Source organism: Synechococcus sp. CC9616, from assembly GCF_000515235.1.
Taxonomy (GTDB): domain Bacteria; phylum Cyanobacteriota; class Cyanobacteriia; order PCC-6307; family Cyanobiaceae; genus Parasynechococcus.
In genome coordinates this window covers 1,814,302-1,833,699 of record NZ_KI911558.1, presented here as the reverse complement: position 1 = coordinate 1,833,699, position 19,398 = coordinate 1,814,302, and the positions used below count along the sequence as shown (strand labels likewise).

20 protein-coding genes are annotated in these 19,398 nt (G+C 60.9%); 16 read left to right on the top strand and 4 right to left on the bottom strand.

Features of this window, described 5'->3' with window-relative positions; all coding sequences use genetic code 11:
• Window positions 1–91: 91 nt before the first annotated feature.
• Window positions 92–1,579: an Asp-tRNA(Asn)/Glu-tRNA(Gln) amidotransferase subunit GatB gene (gene gatB, locus SYN9616_RS0110625; RefSeq protein ID WP_028953064.1), complete on the top strand. Its 1,488-nt coding sequence runs from the start codon at window positions 92–94 to the stop codon at window positions 1,577–1,579.
• Window positions 1,579–2,409, top strand: coding sequence for a 2OG-Fe(II) oxygenase (locus SYN9616_RS0110620; protein WP_028953063.1), 831 nt, complete (start codon window positions 1,579–1,581; stop codon window positions 2,407–2,409). The genes gatB and SYN9616_RS0110620 overlap by 1 nt, the downstream gene beginning before the upstream one ends.
• Here the strand turns inward: SYN9616_RS0110620 and fumC are convergent.
• Both fumC and coaE read right to left on the bottom strand, forming a co-directional pair.
• On the bottom strand, window positions 2,406–3,818 hold the full coding sequence (gene fumC / locus SYN9616_RS0110615; protein ID WP_028953062.1) for a class II fumarate hydratase: 1,413 nt from the start codon (window positions 3,816–3,818) through the stop codon (window positions 2,406–2,408). The genes SYN9616_RS0110620 and fumC overlap by 4 nt on opposite strands.
• Complete coding sequence (gene coaE, locus SYN9616_RS0110610; RefSeq protein ID WP_028953061.1) at window positions 3,815–4,405, bottom strand: dephospho-CoA kinase; 591 nt, start codon at window positions 4,403–4,405, stop codon at window positions 3,815–3,817. The genes fumC and coaE overlap by 4 nt, the downstream gene beginning before the upstream one ends.
• Window positions 4,406–4,419: 14 nt before the next feature.
• Between coaE and argJ the strand changes: the two genes are divergently transcribed.
• The 4 genes from argJ to SYN9616_RS0110590 are packed head-to-tail and all read left to right on the top strand — an operon-like array spanning window position 4,420 to window position 8,342.
• Window positions 4,420–5,658 (top strand): bifunctional glutamate N-acetyltransferase/amino-acid acetyltransferase ArgJ, encoded by a 1,239-nt coding sequence (argJ, locus tag SYN9616_RS0110605; protein WP_084218344.1) that lies wholly within the window; start codon window positions 4,420–4,422, stop codon window positions 5,656–5,658.
• A gap of 45 nt (window positions 5,659–5,703) precedes the next feature.
• Window positions 5,704–6,291 (top strand): hypothetical protein, encoded by a 588-nt coding sequence (locus SYN9616_RS15705; RefSeq protein ID WP_198015172.1) that lies wholly within the window; start codon window positions 5,704–5,706, stop codon window positions 6,289–6,291.
• 45 nt (window positions 6,292–6,336) lie between these two features.
• Complete coding sequence (locus tag SYN9616_RS0110595; protein WP_028953059.1) at window positions 6,337–6,663, top strand: hypothetical protein; 327 nt, start codon at window positions 6,337–6,339, stop codon at window positions 6,661–6,663.
• Window positions 6,663–8,342: an AarF/ABC1/UbiB kinase family protein gene (locus tag SYN9616_RS0110590; protein ID WP_037990953.1), complete on the top strand. Its 1,680-nt coding sequence runs from the start codon at window positions 6,663–6,665 to the stop codon at window positions 8,340–8,342. Before SYN9616_RS0110595 ends, SYN9616_RS0110590 begins: the two co-directional genes overlap by 1 nt.
• Window positions 8,343–8,354: 12 nt before the next feature.
• Here the strand turns inward: SYN9616_RS0110590 and eno are convergent, their stop codons facing one another.
• On the bottom strand, window positions 8,355–9,647 hold the full coding sequence (eno, locus tag SYN9616_RS0110585; RefSeq protein ID WP_028953057.1) for a phosphopyruvate hydratase: 1,293 nt from the start codon (window positions 9,645–9,647) through the stop codon (window positions 8,355–8,357).
• A gap of 104 nt (window positions 9,648–9,751) precedes the next feature.
• Here eno and gloA point away from each other — a divergent pair, with 104 nt between their 5' ends.
• From gloA to rplL, 8 genes are all read left to right on the top strand, one after another.
• Complete coding sequence (gloA, locus tag SYN9616_RS0110580) at window positions 9,752–10,150, top strand: lactoylglutathione lyase (protein WP_028953056.1); 399 nt, start codon at window positions 9,752–9,754, stop codon at window positions 10,148–10,150.
• A 14-nt stretch (window positions 10,151–10,164) separates the two neighbouring features.
• Window positions 10,165–12,888, top strand: coding sequence for an ATP-dependent Clp protease ATP-binding subunit (locus SYN9616_RS0110575; protein WP_369791945.1), 2,724 nt, complete (start codon window positions 10,165–10,167; stop codon window positions 12,886–12,888).
• 75 nt (window positions 12,889–12,963) lie between these two features.
• Window positions 12,964–13,203: a preprotein translocase subunit SecE gene (gene secE, locus SYN9616_RS0110570; protein ID WP_028953054.1), complete on the top strand. Its 240-nt coding sequence runs from the start codon at window positions 12,964–12,966 to the stop codon at window positions 13,201–13,203.
• 19 nt (window positions 13,204–13,222) lie between these two features.
• Entirely contained in the window at window positions 13,223–13,897 is a 675-nt protein-coding gene (nusG, locus tag SYN9616_RS0110565; RefSeq protein WP_028953053.1) for a transcription termination/antitermination protein NusG, read from the top strand.
• Between the two features lie 107 nt (window positions 13,898–14,004).
• Window positions 14,005–14,430 carry a 50S ribosomal protein L11 gene (gene rplK, locus SYN9616_RS0110560; RefSeq protein ID WP_028953052.1) on the top strand — a complete coding sequence of 142 codons (426 nt, stop codon included), beginning with the start codon at window positions 14,005–14,007 and terminating at the stop codon, window positions 14,428–14,430.
• A 74-nt stretch (window positions 14,431–14,504) separates the two neighbouring features.
• Entirely contained in the window at window positions 14,505–15,212 is a 708-nt protein-coding gene (gene rplA, locus SYN9616_RS0110555) for a 50S ribosomal protein L1 (protein ID WP_028953051.1), read from the top strand.
• A gap of 235 nt (window positions 15,213–15,447) precedes the next feature.
• A complete protein-coding gene (gene rplJ, locus SYN9616_RS0110550) occupies window positions 15,448–15,975 on the top strand; it encodes a 50S ribosomal protein L10 (RefSeq protein WP_028953050.1) in 528 nt (175 codons plus the stop codon).
• A 54-nt stretch (window positions 15,976–16,029) separates the two neighbouring features.
• The gene (rplL, locus tag SYN9616_RS0110545; RefSeq protein WP_028953049.1) at window positions 16,030–16,425 is read left to right on the top strand and encodes a 50S ribosomal protein L7/L12; all 396 of its coding nucleotides are present in this window, start codon (window positions 16,030–16,032) and stop codon (window positions 16,423–16,425) included.
• 287 nt (window positions 16,426–16,712) lie between these two features.
• Here rplL and SYN9616_RS0110540 read toward each other — a convergent pair whose 3' ends face one another.
• A complete protein-coding gene (locus tag SYN9616_RS0110540) occupies window positions 16,713–17,423 on the bottom strand; it encodes a DUF3747 domain-containing protein (protein WP_028953048.1) in 711 nt (236 codons plus the stop codon).
• Between the two features lie 51 nt (window positions 17,424–17,474).
• Here SYN9616_RS0110540 and SYN9616_RS0110535 point away from each other — a divergent pair, with 51 nt between their 5' ends.
• Window positions 17,475–18,206, top strand: coding sequence for a ribonuclease H (locus SYN9616_RS0110535; RefSeq protein ID WP_028953047.1), 732 nt, complete (start codon window positions 17,475–17,477; stop codon window positions 18,204–18,206).
• Window positions 18,207–18,215: 9 nt separating this feature from the next.
• Entirely contained in the window at window positions 18,216–19,397 is a 1,182-nt protein-coding gene (locus SYN9616_RS0110530) for a quinone-dependent dihydroorotate dehydrogenase (protein ID WP_028953046.1), read from the top strand.
• Window position 19,398: the final 1 nt, after the last annotated feature.

The following is a 19,398-nucleotide window of genomic DNA, read 5'->3' as shown; positions in this document are numbered from 1 at the left end:
AGAGATGCAACCGTTCTAGGCAGCATCTCGAAGCAGCATCGTTCGCGTGCCCAGTCTTTCCATAGGATTCGCCCCAGTGAGCGATGCCGTCATGGCCGCAGTGGAAGCAGCAGTGGAAGCAGCCTGGGAAGCCGTGATCGGCCTCGAGACCCATGTCCAGCTGGGAACTGACAGCAAGATTTTCACGGCGGCTTCAACAGCCTTCGGCGACGACCCCAACACCCACATCGATCCGGTGGTTTGCGGTTTGCCAGGAACACTGCCTGTGCTGAATCAACGGGTGCTCGAGTACGCCGTCAAGGCTGCGATGGCGCTGAATCTCAACATCTCTGAGCACAGCAAGTTCGATCGCAAGCAGTACTTCTATCCCGATCTGCCGAAGAACTACCAGATCTCGCAGTACGACGAGCCGATCGCCGAGGAGGGCTGGATCGAGGTGGAAGTGGCTGAAAAAGGCAAGGACACCTATCTCAAAACCATTGGCATCGAGCGGCTGCACATGGAGGAGGACGCCGGCAAGTTGGTGCACGCCGGCAGCGACAGACTGGATGGTTCCACCCATTCCCTGGTGGACTACAACCGCGCCGGTGTGGCGCTGGCGGAGATCGTGAGCAAGCCGGATCTGCGTACGGGTCGGGAGGCTGCGGAATACGCTTCCGAGATCCGCCGGATCATGCGTTACCTCGGAGTGAGCGACGGCAACATGCAGGAGGGCTCCCTCCGCTGCGACGTGAACATCTCGGTGCGGCGTGGACCGGATGCCCCCTTTGGCACCAAGGTCGAGATCAAGAACATGAACTCGTTCTCAGCCATCCAGAAAGCCTGCGAGTACGAGATCAAGCGTCAGATCAAGGCCTACGAGAGCGGCGAGCCGATCGTGCAGGAAACCCGCCTCTGGGATGAGGGCAAGCAGCTCACCAAGAGCATGCGCAGCAAGGAGGGAGCCAGTGATTACCGCTATTTCCCCGATCCGGATCTGGGCCCGATCGAGGTGAGCTCCGAACAGCGTGAATCGTGGCGCTCGCAACTTCCGGAACTGCCGGCGGCCAAGCGTCACCGTTATGCCAAAGCCCTTGGACTATCCCAGTACGACGCGCGCGTGCTCACCGATGAACGCCCGATGGCGGACTATTTCGAAGCTGTGGTGAGTGCTGGAGCGGACGCCAAGCTTGCGGCCAACTGGATCACCGGTGACATTGCCGCCTATGTGAACAGCAATCGGCTCAGCTACACAGAGCTGCCATTTCGTGCGGAGCAGCTGGCGGAGATGGTGCAACTGATTGAATCCGGCAAGATCAGCGGCAAGATCGCCAAGGAGATTCTTCCCGAGCTGCTGGAGAAGGGCGGATCTCCAAAAGCGATCGTGGATGGGCGCGGTCTCGGCATGATCAGCGATCCTGCGGCGATCGAAGCGATCGTGGATGAGCTGCTTGCGGCCCACCCCGCTGAAGTGGAGGCCTTTCGTGGTGGCAAAACCAAACTGCAGGGGTTCTTCGTCGGTCAGCTGATGAAGAAGACCGGCGGCAAGGCGGATCCAAAGCTGGCTAACAGAATTCTGAGTACGAAGCTCAAGGCTTGATGTCCGACGCAGCAGCCATTCCTGAGACCTGGAGGGATTGGTTGCTGCATAACCGTGATCGCGGCTGTGATCGCGATGGTTTGATCGAGCGGGCGATGCAGCAGGGTTTCGATCGCCAGGAGATCGAGGCGGTGCTGGCCTCCCCTCAGCAATCGTCCCCGCGTTGGGATGATTCCGCCATTGACGCACCATCGTGGCTGCACTGGTTTCAAGCACCCCTCACGCGTCCTGAGCATCGGCCGCGTGCCTGGCGTCTGGATACTCCGCTGGCTCAGCTGTATGACATCCCTGACCTGCTCTCCCCATCGGAATGCCAGGACGTCATTGATGCGATCAACGGCTCCTTGCAACCCTCCACCGTGACGCGAGGCAGTCGCGATTACCGCACGAGCCGCACCTGTCATCTCCGCCAGAACAGCCCCGATCTGGCCGCGCGCCTGGATCAACGCTTTGCGGATCTGGTGGGAGTGGATCCCCGACTCTCAGAACCCATTCAGGGACAGCGTTACGACCACGGCGAATACTTCAAGGAACACACCGATTGGTTCAGCCCGGGGACAAAGGAATTCGACGAGCACACCAGGCAAGGAGGCCAGAGAACCTGGACCGTGATGATCTACCTCAATGCCGTCGAGCGCGGGGGGGAGACCTGCTTCAAGCGGCTTGGTCGTTGCTTCACGCCGTTGCCAGGCTTCGGGCTCGCCTGGAACAACCTGCAGGCGGATGGAACCCCGAATCCCTTCACGCTGCATGAAGCGATGCCGGTGGAGGAGGGTCACAAATGGGTGATCACCAAGTGGTTCCGTTCGCAATACGGACGTAACGGCTAGCTGCGTTGTTCAGGACTGCCTGGATGAATCATGCGACGGGGATCCACGATGCGATCGAAGTCGTCTTCACTCACCAGATCAAGCTCGAGTGCCGCCTGCTTCAACGTCAGATCATTGGCATGGGCATGGTGAGCGATGGCAGAGGCGTTCTCGTAACCGATCACAGGACTGAGGGCGGTCACCAACATCAGCGACCGCTCCACATAGCGGTTGATCTGTTCGACATTGGCCTCCAGACCGTCGACGAGGAATCGCCGGAAATTGCTGCAGCCGTCAGTGAGGATTTTGATCGATTTCATGATGTTGAAAATGATCAGCGGTTTGCTGGCATTCATCTGGAGATGACCGCCACCATTCCCCATCTGAACCGCATGGTCGTTGGCGATCACCTGCATTGCGACCATGGCCAGGGCCTCGCACTGCGTTGGGTTCACCTTCCCGGGCATGATCGAGGAACCCGGCTCATTGGTCGGTAGCTGCAGTTCGTTGAAACCAGCCCGGGGTCCGCAAGACAGCAGGCGGATGTCGTTGGTGATCTTGAGAAGTGAGCCGGCCAGATTGGCCAAGGCGGCGCTGAGCCAGGCCAGGTCGTCATGGGCTCCCTGAAGGCTGAATTTGTTCGATCCGGAGCAGAAGGGTTGTCCCGTCAGCTCTGAGATCTCCTCGGCAACAGCTTCAGCGAACCCCTCGTCGGTATTGATGCCGGTCCCCACAGCTGTGCCACCGATGCAGAGACGCATCACCCCCGTCAGAGATGCCTCCAGGCGGTTGATGTTGTCCTTCAGCATGTCGACATAACCCGAGATTTCCTGGCCCAGGGTCAGTGGCGTCGCATCCTGCAGATGCGTGCGCCCAATCTTGATCAGGTCTTTCCACTGATCGGCTTTGCGTTGCAGGGACTCCCTGAGTTGAGAAAGGCTTGGAAGCAGTGATTCACAGACTCCCAAGACAGCGGCGATGTGCATTGCCGTTGGGAAGCTGTCGTTGGTCGACTGGCACATGTTGACGTGGTCGTTGGGATGCACCGGCTGCTTGCTGCCCAGTGCCCCCCCGCTGATCTGACAACAGCGGTTCGAGATCACCTCATTCACATTCATGTTGAATTGCGTGCCGCTGCCGGTCATCCACACGAAGAGAGGGAATTCCTGGTCATGACTCCCCTCAAGTAGTTCATCGCATGCCCTGATGATCAGCTCGGCCTGGTTCTGCCCGAGACGCCCGGATCGTGCATTGGTGATCGCTGCTGCCTTCTTGACCAGGGCGTAGGCCCGGATCATGTCCTTCGGCATCCGATCCTCACCGATGCTGAAGTACTTGAGAGAGCGCTGGGTCTGAGCTCCCCAAAGCCGCTCGCTGGGCACCTGGATCGGTCCCAGACTGTCGCGTTCTTCCCGGAACGTCTGCGTCATCCCGCCGCCAGCAGTGCTTTTACTGTTTCATTCAACGCTGTGTCCGGTCCTCGGTTGTCGATGATCCGATCGGCGAGGGGACGCTTCCTGCTCAGGGGCCATTGCGCCTTGATACGCAGCTGAGCCTCCTTCTCTGAAAGCCCATCCCGCTGCATCAGCCGTTCCAGTTGCTGCTCTTCCTCGCAGTCCACCAGCCACACCTCACTGCAAAGGTCGGTCTGACCCGCTTCGAACAGAAGCGGAATCATCAGCACGATGCAGGGCGCTTCCGACAGTCCTTTGAGGTCCTGTTCGAAACGTCGACGCACCACCGGGTGCACCAGTTGCTCCAGCCACCGCCGCGCTTCGATTTCCGAAAACACGATGCGTCCCAGGGCAGCCCGGTTCAGGCCGAGCGGTTCATCAGGCGCGCGCACGGCATCTCCCCAGCGTTTCAGCACTTCAAGCGTGGCGTCGCTGCCAGCTGCCAGGGCTTCCCGGGCGTAGCTGTCGGCGTCGAGTACAGGCCAGCCATACGCTTCCAGCAGGCGGCCCACACGGCTTTTGCCGCTGGCGATGCCGCCGGTGAGCCCGATGCGGCGTTGCATGGTCCGGAGAGAGGATGTGGCCAGTCTCACGCTCCGCCGTGGTTGCAGTGGCTGACTCTCCCTGGCGACGCTGTACCGGTGGCGTCACAGCAGCGAAGGGATTTCAGGCCGGCGGCATCTCCGCGGGCCTGAAGGTTTCCGGCAGGCCTGATCTCGCCGTTGTCGTGGCTCCGGAGCAAGCGGTCTGTGCCGGCTGCTTCACCACGTCCTGTGTGCGTGCCGCCTGCGTCGATCTCTGCAGCGAACGCCTTCAACAAACCGCAGGCCATGCCAGGGCTGTGCTGATCAATTCCGGACAGGCGAATGCCTGCACCGGTGACCGGGGACTGGTGGACAGCCTCAGAATCACGCGGGTTCTCGCTGACCAGCTCGGTTGTTCCGAGGAGCTGGTTCTGATCTGCTCCACCGGGGTGATCGGTGTGCCGATACCAATGCCCAACTTGCTTGCTGGGATGCAGCCACTGCTGGCCGATTTCACGGAAGACGGTGGCGATCGCGCGGCGGCTGCCATTCTCACAACCGATCTGGTGGACAAGCAGATCGCCCTGGAGGCGCAGCTCGGCGATCGGACCGTTCGAATCGGCGGGATGGCCAAGGGCTCGGGAATGATTCACCCGGACATGGCCACGATGCTCGCCTTCCTCACATGCGATGCCGCCGTTGAGCCGGCGCTTTGGCAGTCGATGGTGCGCCGTGCCGTCAGTCGTTCCTTCAACGCCATCACCGTGGATGGCGACACCAGCACCAACGACACCGTTCTCGCCTTTGCGGCCGGTGAACCTCTCGCAGAGCCCGACCATGCGCAGCTGGAGCTCGGGTTGACGCAAGCGATGCAGGAGCTGGCCTGCGCGATTGCCCGGGATGGGGAAGGGGCCACCTGCCTGATCGAGGTGCGGGTGGAAGGGGCTGTGGATGAAGCATCGGCGTTGCAGATCGCCCGTACGATCTGCGGTTCATCGCTGGTGAAAACCGCCGTACATGGTCGCGATCCCAACTGGGGCAGGATCGTGGCCGCGGCCGGGCGCTCTGGGGTGCGCTTCAACCCGGAGGATGTGGCGTTGTGGATCGGTGAACATCAGCTGATGGCTTCGGGTCAGCCCTTGCCGTTCGATCGCCAGGCCGCCAGCGATGTGTTGCGCGGCAAGGACGTGCTGATCCGGTTGAAGCTCATGGAGGGATCGGCCGAGGCCAGGGCATGGGGATGTGATCTCTCGGATCAGTACGTGCGCATCAACGCTGACTACACAACCTGATCAAGTTGTTTGCTGCCAGGATCAAGCCCCACCGACGTCCTTGCTGTGGAATCCACCGGTCAAAACGAATCTCAACCGGTGAAACGCCCCCGCTTCTGGGTGGGTCCATTCGTTGCAGGTTGCTGTTTCGCCCTTGGGTATGGCATTACCCATCGTGTGGTGACGCTTCAGAGCAACGCGGAGACACCGACGCCTGAATCCTTTGAGCCGGCTCTCTTCCCCGGTGAATCAATGGAGGCTTTGCGAGGTCGAAACGGTGGCGAGTTGAACAGCTTTCAGGTGGATCTCAAAGCCGTTGAGGCGCGCCTCGAGGCTGAACGGAAAAAGGACCAAGACGTTGAAGAGTTAGCGGAGCAAGCGCAACAGGCTGAGCAGGAGCTCCAGGCGACTGGTGTGCTTCCAGCCCCGCCTTTGGAGCCCGACTGGACCGAACCAACCCTCCCCGCTCCGGATCCTGAGCCGACTGTGGTGGCTCCCGAGCCCCCTCCCACTCCCCCTGCTCCCCCCGTCCAGCCAGCGGTTGTGACCGAGCCCCTGCCGCTGCCAGAACCAGCGATCGAGGAGCCAGTGCTCCTAACACCGCCACCGCCTCTGCCGGTTGCGCCGGCTGAGCAGCTTCCGGCGCAACCATGATTCACGCCCAGATCTGCCACAGTCTCAGTTGAACGTGTCGGATCGATGGGCTCTCCGGAAGCGATGCTTCGCGCCACAGTGAATCGGTTGGGCGCCCGTCTAGGCCATGGCCTTGCTGATGTGGCCGCCGAGTTGGCTGTGCTGGCGCAGGATGCGCCGGAGCGGATTCGGCAGGAATGGGAGCTGTTTCAGGAGGAAGTTCGAGCGGAGGCCGAACGCCTGGATCACAGCAGCACGGATTCGTCTGAAGTCCCCCACTCACAGGTCGAATCCCCTTCCGTTTCCACGGCTGACTCCACCCCCCAGCCAATTATCGACAGATTGCGGGCAAAGGTTGCCGAGATCAGTCAGCAGCTTGAGGTTCGCTCCTGATGCTCTTGGCGCGACGGCTGGCTGCTCTGCCCAGAATGATGCGTGCTCTGACGATCTGGAGGACCGTTCTCACCCTCCTGGCCCTGCTCTGGTGGGACGGACAACGCTGGACCTATCGGGGTGAGGCGTTGCCGGAACAGCGGGCCGCTCGTCAAAAACGAAGAGCCCGTTGGCTCACCGCGGAGTTGATTCATCTGGGCTCGGCGTTCATCAAGCTTGGCCAGCTGTTGTCCGCACGCCCCGACATTCTTCCTGCGGGCTGGGTGGAGGAGCTCACGGCTCTTCAGGACAGCGTTCCCGCCTTCGGGTTTGATCGCGTTCAGACGATGCTGGAGGAGGAGCTTGGGCAGCGATGCGCAGAGGTGATCGATCTGGATCCGGAGCCTTTGGGTGCCGCATCCTTGGCTCAGGTGCATCGCGCCAGCCTGCGCAGCGGTCGCCAGGTGGTGCTGAAGGTGCAGCGTCCTGGGCTGGAGGACTTGTTTCGCCTTGATCTTGAGGTGATGCAGCAGGTGGCTGCGGTGCTTCAGCGCCATCCGAGCTGGGGTCGAGGTCGGGATTGGCCTGCAATGGCACGCGAGTGTCGCCGGGTTCTGCTTCGGGAACTCGATTTTCGGGTTGAGGCCCAGTACGCAGCCCGGTTCCGTCAGCAGTTCCTCGACGACAACCGTGTCCGGGTTCCCGGCGTGGTCTGGGAACTCAGCACCCGGCGGGTGCTGTGTCTTGATTACCTGCCCGGGATCAAGGTCAACGATCGCGACGCGCTGGTGGCGGCGGACATCGACCCCAGTGCTGTGGCTGAGATCGGTGCCGCCAGCTACCTACAGCAACTGGTCCGGTATGGCTTTTTTCACGCGGATCCTCATCCCGGCAACCTTGCAGTGGCCAGTGATGGCGCCCTGATCTACTACGACTTCGGGATGATGGGCCTGCTGTCCGATGGCCTGCGTCGTCGCCTTGGATCCATGGTGCGAGCTGCAGCAGCCAGGGATGCGGCAGCTCTGGTGGAGGAAATGCAGGCGGCTGGGGTGATCACCGGTGGCATTGATGTGGGGCCTGTTCGCAGGCTCGTGCGCATGATGCTCCAGGAGGCATTGACGCCTCCTTTCACCGCCAATGTGATCGACAAGTTGTCTGGTGATCTTTACGACCTGGTTTATGGCCAGCCGTTTCGACTTCCCGTTGAGTTGATCTTCGTGATGCGGGCCTTATCCACCTTTGAGGGGGTGGGCCGAACGCTGGATCCTGCTTTTAGCCTTGTTGCCATTGCCAAGCCGTACCTACTGCCCCTGATGACTTCCAGCGGACCCGGGTCCAACGATCTCCTGAACGAACTTGGCCGTCAGGTCGGCGCCATCAGCACCCGAGCGGTGGCGTTGCCCAGGCGTCTCGATGAAAGCCTGGAACGCCTTGAGCAGGGAGATCTGCAACTACAGGTTCGTCTGGGGGAATCCGATCGTCAGTTCAGGCGCATGACGTTGGCCCAGCAGTCCATCGGCCAATCGGTGCTGCTGGGATGTCTTGCGCTGTCAGCGGCCATCCTTGGAGCCAGCACGAATCCGATCTGGTCCGTCGCTCCGATTGCGGCGGCCCTGCCGGTCAGCCTCGGCTGGTTCCGTATGCAGGTCAAATTGCGACGGGATCAGCGCTTGGATCAGTTGCCCAGCGCCAACCGCTGATCGTCGGTTTACTCATCCGCGGCCTCTGGGGCCTTGCCCGACAGCGCCGGCATAGATGGCCTGGCTGCCCAGTTCGTCCTCGATGCGCAGCAGCTGGTTGTACTTCGCGACCCGCTCGCTACGGCTCAGCGAACCGGTCTTGATCTGGCCGGCACGGGTGGCGACGGACAGGTCGGCGATCGTGGTGTCTTCCGTTTCTCCACTGCGGTGGCTGATCACGCTGGTGTAGCCGGAGCGGCCCGCCAGATCGATTGCCTGCAGGGTTTCGGTGAGCGAACCGATCTGGTTCACCTTGATCAGGATTGAGTTCGCGGTGGCGTTGTCGATGCCCTGCTGCAGCCGTTTGGTGTTGGTCACGAACAGGTCGTCGCCCACCAGTTGCATCTTGGCGCCGAGGCGTTCGGTGAGCAGTTTCCAGCCCTCCCAGTCGTCTTCATCCAGTCCGTCTTCGATTGAGACGATCGGGAATTTCTCCACCAGTTGCTCCAGCTGGTCCACCATCTCGGCGCTGGTGTAGCTGCCGCCATCAAAGGCATAACGGCCGTCCTTGAAAAACTCGCTGCTGGCCACATCCAGAGCCAGGGAGATCTGTTCGCCCGGTTTGTAGCCGGCCTTGCTGATCGCCTCCACCAGGATTTCCCCGGCTTCCACGTTGCCGAGATCGGGTGCAAAACCGCCTTCATCGCCAACGGCGGTGCTCATGCCTTTGGCGCTGAGCAATCCCTTGAGGGTGTGGAACACCTCGGTCCCCATACGCAGGGCTTCTCGGAAGCTGGGTGCGCCGTGGGGCACCAGCATGAACTCCTGGAAATCCAGGCTGTTGGCGGCATGGGCGCCACCGTTGATCACATTCATCAACGGCACCGGCAGCAGGTTGGCCAATGGTCCACCCAGGTAGCGATAAAGGGGGATGCCAAGACCGTTGGCGGCAGCGCGGGCAGTGGCCATGCTCACCGCAAGGATGGCGTTGGCTCCGAGATTGGATTTGTTGTCGCTGCCGTCAAGCTCAAGCATTGCCGCGTCGACAGCAGCCTGATCGAGGGCTGACAGTCCGCAGAGGGCTGGAGCAATGCGCTCCTCGATATGCGTGACGGCCTGACTCACCCCCTTGCCCATATACCGAGAGCCGCCATCACGAAGTTCGTGGGCCTCATGTGCGCCGGTGCTGGCGCCACTGGGAACGATGGCGCGCCCCATGGCCCCACCCTCGAGCAGCACCTCGGCCTCCACAGTCGGATTGCCGCGTGAGTCGAGCACCTCACGGGCCACGATGGTGTCGATGACGAGGTCGAGGGAATCGATCACGTTGGACGTGGGTAAACCTGGGGATCTTATGAGTCACCCCCCGCTCCCATGCTGTGACCGGTGGCACGTCGGCAGAATGAGCAGAGGTTTTGACCCCGCTTCCTATGCGGATGCTGCACACCATGCTCCGGGTCGCAGACCTGGATCGCTCCCTGGCCTTTTACACCGAAGTGCTTGGCATGACCCTGCTGCGGCGCAAGGATTACCCAAGCGGACGCTTCACGCTGGCGTTTGTCGGCTACGGACCTGAGAGTGAGCAAACCGTTTTGGAACTGACCCACAACTGGGATACGGACTCCTATTCCCTTGGAGATGCTTACGGGCACATCGCCCTCGGTGTGGACGACATCCAGAGCACCTGTGCCGGCATCTCCAGTCAGGGTGGCCGTGTGGTTCGGCAACCCGGGCCGATGAAACACGGCAGCACCGTGATCGCTTTTGTTGAGGATCCGGATGGCTACAAGGTGGAATTGATTGAACTCGCCTCCCGCTCTGCTGCCTGAGCTGAATGACCTCGATGCGCGAACCCGCTCCGATCAGGGGCAGCCTCACCCAGGAACCGGATCGCTTCAGCGATGAGGCCTGGGAGCTGTTGCTGTCGAGTCAGGACGTTGCCCGTCGTTGGCGCCATGCCCAGCTGGATGTGGAGCACCTGATTCAGGTGTTGTTCAGCGACCCAGCTTTTCGACGCTGGGTGTCTCCCCTGTCGGTGCAGCCGGATGCCCTCCTGGATCGTCTCGAGGATGTGCTGGCGCAGCAGCCACAGGAGCGCGTGGAGGCGTTGTTCGTCGGAGACGACCTCGAGGAGTTGCTCGATGCTGCGGAGCGGGCCCGCCAGCGCTGGGGATCCCGTCTGATCGACGTTCCTCACGTTCTGATCGCTCTGGGACGAGACCCCCGCATCGGTGCGGAACTGCTCGAAGCCCTGGGGTTGCCTGCGGATCGACTCGAAGCGGAGCTGCAGCGCCCCGCGCCGCGGCCCGCGCAGCCGCCCCGTGAGGCGACCTTCAATCCCGTTCCAGCTCCGGTTGCCACCACATCACCGGTTCCCGCTCCCACGTCAGCGCCTCCTGCAAGTCCTCCAGTTCCATCAGCAGCCCCTGCGGAACCGGAGCTGGCGCGGGAACCGACCCCGTTGGAGTCCTACGGCCGAGACCTCACGGCTGAAGCGGAAGTTGGTGATCTCGACCCCGTGATCGGGCGCGATGCGGAAATTCGCAACCTGATTAAGGTCCTGTCCCGTCGCAGCAAGAACAACCCCGTGCTGATCGGTGCTCCTGGGGTTGGCAAGACCGCGATTGCCGAGCTGCTCGCCCAGCGCATTGTCTCCGGCGAGGTGCCTGAATCCCTTCAGAATCTGAGGCTTGTCGCGCTGGATCTTGGGGCTCTGATCGCTGGGGCCAAATTTCGCGGTCAATTCGAGGAGCGCCTTCGAGCGGTGTTGGACGAGGTCAGCGGTGCCGATTCAGGAGTGGTGCTATTCATCGACGAACTGCACACCGTCGTCGGCAGCGATCGCAGCAGCACGGACGCCGGCAGCCTGCTCAAGCCGGCTCTCGCCCGCGGGGACCTCCGCTGCATCGGTGCGACCACTCCGGAGGACTACCGCAGGACGGTGGAGAAGGATCCGGCGCTCAATCGCCGTTTTCAGCAGGTGTTGATCCGGGAGCCGGATCTGGATCTGAGCCTCGAGATCCTGCGGGGGCTCAAGGAGCGATATGAACTTCACCATGGCGTCACCATCACCGACGAGGCGATTCAGGTGGCGAACCGCCTTGCGGATCGATACATCAGTGATCGCTGCCTTCCGGACAAAGCCATTGATCTCATCGATGAGGCTGCCGCTCAGCTGAAGATTGAGGTGACCTCCAAGCCCCAAGTGGTTGAGGAGGCCGAGGCCGAACTGCGTCGCGTGGAGCTGGCTCTTCTGGCTGCGGAACAGGCCCCGGAAGAGGAGCGCATCCAGCTGCAGCGCAATCGCTTGGATGTGTCAGCCAGGCTTGAGGACCTGCGTCGGCGTTGGCAGGAGGAGAGAGCCCAGCTGGAGGAACTCGGCCTCCTGCTTCAACAGGATGAGGATCTGCGTCATGCCATCGCCGAAGCGGAACGCGAGGGAGACCTGGAGGAGGCGGCACGGTTGCAGTACGACCAGCTGCGCACCGTTCAGCAGCGGCGCGAGGAACTCGAGATGTCACAGGCCCAGGCTCAGGCAGCCGGCACGGCCCTGCTGCGTGAGCAGGTTGAAGCTGGCGACATTGCGGATCTGGTAGCGCGCTGGACAGGGATCCCGGTACAGCGGCTGCTGGCCGGTGAACGGCGCAAGCTGCTTGCCCTTGAATCGCATCTCGGCGAGCGCGTCATTGGTCAGGCGGAGGCCGTAACAGCCGTAGCGGCAGCGATCCGTCGTGCCAGGGCTGGCATGAAGGATCCTCGGCGGCCCGTGGGTTCGTTCCTGTTTCTTGGCCCGACCGGGGTTGGCAAGACCGAATTGGCCAAGGCTCTGGCAGCGTTTCTCTTCGATGAGGAAGACGCTCTGGTGCGTCTCGATATGAGCGAATTCATGGAGCGCAATGCCGTCGCTCGCTTGATTGGAGCTCCCCCTGGGTATGTGGGTTACGAGGAGGGCGGCCAGCTCACCGAAGCGGTGCGACGTCGTCCCTATGCAGTGCTGCTTCTCGATGAGGTTGAGAAAGCCCACCCGGATGTGTTCAATCTGCTTCTCCAGGTGCTGGATGACGGACGACTCACGGATTCGCAGGGACGCACCGTGGATTTCCGCCACACCGTGGTCGTGATGACCAGCAACTTGGCCAGTCGCGCCATCCTCGATCAGGCCCGACAGGAGCATTGGGATGATGAGGCCTTGCAGCAGCAGGTTGATGAAGCTTTGGCGGACCAGTTCCGACCAGAGTTCCTCAACCGGATTGATGAGGTGATCCGCTTCCGGCCTCTGCAGGTTGATGACCTGGTGAGGATCGTGCGCTTGCAGCTGGCTGATCTCTCCTCCCTGCTGGCCGAGCAGGGGCTATCGCTTGTGGTGGAGGATTCCGTTGCGGAAGCCATGGCCCGTCAGGGTTATGAGCCGGAATACGGCGCCAGACCACTGCAGCGGGTGATGCGTCGCCAGCTCGAGAATCCTTTGGCCACCCAGTTGCTTGAAGAACGATTCAGCGGAGCGACTGGCGTGTGTGTGCGTGCCGGGGACAGCGCCGAGGCTCCCTTTGTCTTTGAACCGGCTTGAGTGAACTGCGTCCGGTAGGGTGTTTGTTTGGCACCTTGCCTTCGGGCGACTTGTTCAACTCCCGGTCCCATCTCCGTGACCAGCCCAACCTCTGAGGAAACCAAAACCGTCGACGCCGGTGCAGGAACGGAAGTTCCCCGTCAGGGAGGCTTTCTTGCGGCAACGTTGGAAGAGTTGAAGCTGGTGGTCTGGCCCAGTCGTCAGCAACTCTTCAGCGAATCCATCGCGGTCATCTTGATGGTCAGTCTTTCGGCAGCCACGATCGCTGCGGTGAGTCGCTTCTTTGGCTGGGCGTCGTCTCAGGTGTTCCGCTGATCCGTTTGTTTTCATCACCGTGTCTGACGACCTGACCACTACGGAATCCAACACGGAGCAGGTTCTCGACCTCCCAGCTCCGAACGATGGAGAGGAGGGGACTCTTCAGGAAGCCAGCATCGCCAAGACGGCGATTGCCCGCTGGTATGCCATTCAGGTGGCCTCCAGTTGTGAGAAGAAAGTCAAGGCCACCCTTGAACAGCGGGCCGTGACCCTCGGGGTCAGCAATCGCATTCTTGAGATCGAGATTCCTCAGACGCCGGCCGTGAAGCTGAAGAAGGACGGCACGCGACAGTCCACAGAGGAGAAGGTGTTTCCCGGCTATGTGCTGGTGCGCATGGTTCTCGATGAGGACACGATGATGGCCGTGCGCAGCACCCCGAACGTGATCAACTTCGTGGGTGCGGAGGACCGTCGCGCAACCGGTAAAGCACGCGGACACATCAAACCTCGCCCCCTCAGTCGTGCCGAGGTGGATCGCATTTTCAAGCGTGCTGCAGAGAAGAAAACCGTGGTCAAGGTGGATCTCACCGAAGGCGATCAGATTTTGGTGACGGCTGGTCCGTTCAAGGATTTCCAGGGCGAAGTGATCGAGGTTTCCGGCGAACGCAACAAGCTCAAGGCCCTGCTTTCGATCTTTGGTCGGGAGACTCCGGTTGAGCTGGAGTTCTCCCAGATCAGCAAACAGAACTAACCACAGGCGGCCGTCTCCCTGCGGAGGGCGGCCTTTGGGGTGATCTTCACCCCGCCGCACCAGACCCAAGGGCCCGGTGATCCGCAGCTGTCCAAACTCCCCAGTCGATGGCCAAGAAAGTCACAGCAGTCATCAAGCTGGCCCTGCAGGCCGGCAAAGCCAACCCTGCGCCGCCGGTGGGCCCTGCCCTCGGTCAGCACGGGGTGAACATCATGATGTTCTGTAAGGAGTACAACGCCCGCACGCAGGACAAGGCCGGGTATGTGATCCCGGTGGAGATTTCGGTCTATGAGGACCGCAGCTTCACCTTCATCACCAAGACGCCACCCGCGTCTGTGTTGATCACCAAGGCCGCTGGAATCCAGAAGGGTTCCGGAGAGTCCGCCAAAGGCAGCGTCGGTTCGATCAAGCGAGCACAGCTCGAGGAGATCGCCAAGACCAAGCTCCCGGATCTCAACTGCACCAGCATTGAATCTGCCATGCGCATCATTGAAGGAACCGCTCGAAACATGGGCGTGTCCATCAGCGACTGACGTCGCCCTTCCCTTTCAATCCCAACCCACTCGGGGGAGACATCGCAGATGTCGCCTGAACCCCACCTCTGAATATGACCAAAATCTCTAAGCGCCTGGCCAGCCTGGCCGGCAAGATCGAGGACCGTGCCTACGCCCCCCTCGAGGCGATTGCCCTGGTTAAGGACAACGCCACGGCCAAATTCGACGAAACGATTGAGGCCCATGTGCGCCTCGGCATCGATCCCAAATACACCGACCAGCAGCTGCGAACCACCGTTGCGCTGCCGAATGGCACCGGACAGACCGTCCGCATCGCTGTTGTGACCCGCGGTGAGAAGGTTGCAGAAGCCAAAGCAGCCGGCGCTGAACTGGCTGGTGAGGAGGAGCTGGTCGAAACCATCGCCAAGGGCGAGATGAATTTCGATCTCCTGATCGCCACACCGGACATGATGCCCAAGGTTGCAAAACTTGGACGGGTTCTTGGCCCCCGCGGCTTGATGCCCAACCCCAAGGCGGGCACCGTCACCACGGATCTCGAGGCTGCGATTAAGGAATTCAAGGCCGGCAAGCTGGAGTTCCGTGCCGACCGCACCGGCATCGTCCACGTTCGTTTCGGCAAGGCCAGCTTCAGCCCCGAGGCCCTGCTTGCGAACCTCAAGACGTTGCAAGAGACGATTGATCGCAACAAGCCCAGTGGTGCCAAAGGTCGTTACTGGAAGTCCCTGTATGTGACCTCCACCATGGGGCCCTCCGTTGAGGTCGATTTCTCGGCTCTGCAGGACATTGAGCAGGGGAGCTGATCAGGCTCTCCTTTACACTCTCTTTTTGGCGAGAGCCAAATCTCGGGCACGCGCCCGGCCAGAGACAGCAGGTTGTCGTCGGATCCCTTGGATCCGGCTGATGCAAATCCCGCCGAGGCAAACGCGACACGGTTTTTAATCCCTTTGGATTGGATCGGCACGCGGCCTCGTCTTCATTTTTGAAGACTCGATCGGCCGCATGCCCAGCTTGTTCCTTTGATCCGATCCAATCCCTATGGGCCGCACGCTGGAGAACAAGCAGCAGATCGTCGGAGAGCTCAAGGAGCTCCTCGCCGACGCTGAACTGGCACTGGTCCTTGATTTCAAGGGCCTGTCCATCAAGGAGATGTCTGACCTGCGGGATCGCCTGCGGGCCAGCGACAGCGTTTGCAAGGTGACCAAAAACACCTTGATGCGCCGCGCCATCGATGGCGACAGCTCCTGGGCCAACCTCGATTCCCTGCTGACTGGCTCCAACGCTTTCGTCCTGGTGAAGGGCGATGTTGGTGCTGGTGTGAAGGCCGTTCAGACCTTCCAGAAGGAACTCAAGAAGTCCGAGACAAAAGGCGGCCTTTTCGAAGGCAAGCTTCTGTCGCAGGACGAGATCAAAGCCATTGCCGATCTCCCTTCCAAGGAGCAGCTCATGGCTCAGATCGCCGGTGCTATCAACGCCGTGGCCACGAAGGTCGCTGTGGGCATCAACGAGGTTCCCTCTGGTATGGCCAGGGCACTCAAGCAGCACGCCGAAGGCGGCGAAGGCTGATTCGGCCCTGCCGAGACCACTGTTCACTGATCTGTTGCTTCCCCTTTCAAAACCATGTCTGCTAAAACCGACGAAATTCTCGAATCGCTGAAATCTCTCTCCCTGCTTGAAGCTTCCGAGCTCGTCAAGCAGATCGAAGAGGCTTTTGGTGTGTCTGCCGCAGCATCTGCTGGTGTTGTGATGGCTGCCCCCGGCGCTGCTGGTGGTGGTGGTGGTGGCGAAGCTGCCGAGGAGAAGTCTGAATTCGACGTCATCCTCGAAAGCTTCGATGCTGCAGCCAAGATCAAAGTGCTCAAGGTTGTCCGCAACGCCACAGGCCTCGGCCTCGGCGATGCCAAGGCCCTCGTTGAAGCGGCACCCAAGCCGGTCAAGGAAGCCATTTCCAAGGACGATGCTGAAGCGCTGAAGAAGGAAATCGAGGAAGCAGGCGGCAAGGCCACCATCAAGTGACCCCCTGGATCGGCTTGCGTCGATCCAGTCACGCCTGGTTTTCAGTCCTTCTCTGATGACATTGAAACGGCCTCTACGGAGGCCGTTTTTTTTGATTTTTCACTTTCCAATAAAAAACCCCGCCAAAGGCAGGGTTTTCTGGATGGAACGCATTCAGGAGTCTGTCCTTGTTTCGACCCTGAAGAGGCGGTCAGCACTCCTCACACAATTAAAAACTAGACCTGAGAAATGGAAGCAGCCACCCGATGAAGTCGCTCTGGCGACTGTCACTGTGCCAATCGCTTGGCTCAGCGGCGATACGGAATCACGTCAAGCCTGATCGGTCCACTGCTTGCAACCCGAGAGCTTGTTGCTGTGGGTTTGCGACTGGGTCGACCTGGAGCCTGAGGAGCTCCAAGACGTGAAAATCCCCCCGAACTGCTGTTGTCGGCCTTGGCCAGCAGGCGATTGATGGGGTCTGGATGCGCGAAGTACACATGGCTCAGGGTGCGGCCCTGGTATGTCCGTCGCTCAAGGCGCCATCCAGAATCCAGCGCGATCTTGACGAAGCCATTGCGATCGCGCCGGGGCACGGTGGCTGTCCCCACCGTGATCGGCATGGACTGATCAGGATCAATGGCCTGGAGGTGCAAGCGATTGCCCCTCTGTTTCAAGCGCAGGCGAAACCGAAGGTTGAGGTCCTGCCCGCCGCTGCGAAGGGAGTACCCGTTGCTGTCCAGATAACGGCTGCAGATGCCGCTGAAGTTGAACGTGTTCAGCGTCGGATCCATCAGTCCATCTGACCTTGGCGTCCAGCACAGCGGCCGTGTCTTGATCTGCTCGAGCACCAGCAGCTTCCAGTCGTTTTGCCCGATCGGCTGAGCAAGAACAGCAAATCTTTGCTGTTGCAGAGGTTTGCTGTCGAATAATGCCCGTGCCGTTGTTCCACCGGGCAGCACCAGGGCGAGTCCCAGGCTGATGGCCGCCACCGTCGAGGTCCTTCGGTAGGTTCGCGACATGTGATCAACGACGCCAATCCGTGTTCTACCGAACTCCGGCTGGGGGAATCAATGGCTGATGAGCGTGGTCGGGTTGTGGCTGCCGCAACCGATGGTGCTTGCAGTGGCAATCCCGGACCTGGGGGCTGGGGCGCATTGATTCGTTTCGAGGACGGCAGCGTTGAGGAATTCGGTGGTCATGAGCCGGCAACAACCAATAACCGGATGGAATTGCAGGCTGCTTTGGCCTTGCTGCAACGCCTGAAGGCTCTGCCCCGCCATCCCGATCTGACCCTCAGAACCGATAGCAAATACCTGATCGATGGGCTCGGTTCCTGGATGGCCGGCTGGAAACGCAAAGGCTGGAAAACGGCCGCCGGTAAGCCTGTCCTCAATCAAGACCTTTGGCAGGCCCTCGATCAAGCGCGTCTGGCTGATGTTCCTCTCTCTTACGTCAAAGGTCACAGTGGTGATCCGGATAATGAACGGGTGGATCGCATCGCCGTTGCCTATTCGCGGGGGCAGGCGCTGACGTCCCCCCCTGTGTCAACAAGGGCCTCAGCATCGGATGACGCAGCACCAGCTGAACTGCAACGTCTGCTCACTCGCCTCGAGCTTGCCGAACGTCTGGCCGCTGGAGCCTTCACGCTCACGGCAGTGGAATTGGCGCAGCTTGTTGAACAGCCACTGCAGCAACTGCAGGAACGCAGCAGCAGCTGGCGATGGCGTGACTGGTCTGTGGACCCGGTGCAGGCGGGGAGGTGGCGGCTGCGCCGCCGCGAGGGAGGATCAGAACAGTCCTGAGGGATCCGCATGGCTCAGAGCTCACAGGCTGGATCGCCCACCACCAGTGATTTCTATCGTCGCTGGCTGGGTCCTGTGCTGAGCCGTGATGAAGGACTCGATGCGGAGCAGCTGTCCAGAAGCGCTTTAACTGCCCTGGGCCAGGCCAGTCTGCGCCGAGGTTGGCCTGGCATCTCCACGGTGCTCAACGGCGTTGCGACTGAACTGCAGCGAAGGGATCTGCGTTTGGAGCAGGTGCTGTTTGGTTGTCGGTTCAGTAACCCTGTTGGATTAGCGGCCGGTTTCGATAAGAACGGTGTTGCCGCTGGCATCTGGGATTGCTTTGGTTTCGGCTTTGCGGAGCTCGGCACCGTCACCTGGCATGGACAGCCCGGTAATCCTCGGCCGCGTTTGTTTCGGCTTGCCGCCGAACAGGCGGCGCTCAATCGCATGGGATTTAACAACGACGGCGCCAAAGCCCTGCTGAAGACCCTGGAACGTCAGCGACTCGCTCCTTCCGGGAAGCGTCCGGCTGTTTTGGGGATCAATTTCGGCAAGTCCAAAGTCACGCCTCTCGATCAGGCGGCGGATGATTACGCAGCCTCGTTGGAGGTCTTGGCACCGCTGGCGGATTACGCGGTGATCAATGTCAGTTCCCCCAACACCCCAGGGTTGCGCGACCTGCAGGACACCGCCCACCTGCGCTGGTTGGTGGAGAGATTGCGACGTCTGCCTGCCTGCCCTCCTTTGCTGGTCAAGATCGCTCCCGACCTTGAGGATGAGGCGATCGACGGCATTGCCCGTCTGGCGTTTGAAGAAGGTCTTGCCGGCGTGATTGCTGTTAACACCAGCTTGGACAGGCTGGGGCTGGAGCAGAGGCGTCTCCCGCAGACCGGCAGACCACTGGCTGAAGAACCTGGCGGTCTCAGCGGATGTCCACTTAAGCCTCGCGCTCTCGAGGTGATCCGTCGGTTGAGGGCCGGTGCGGGCCCGGCCTTGCCGTTGATCGGAGTCGGGGGGATTGATTCAGCAGAGGCGGCCTGGGAACGCATGGTTGCCGGTGCTTCCCTGATTCAGCTTTACACCGGCTGGATCTTTCAGGGGCCCGACTTGGTGCCGGCGATTCTGGAGGGACTGTTGTTGCAGCTTGATCGTCACGGCTTGCGGTCGATCACGGAGGCGGTTGGCAGTGGTTTGCCCTGGCAGGACTGAA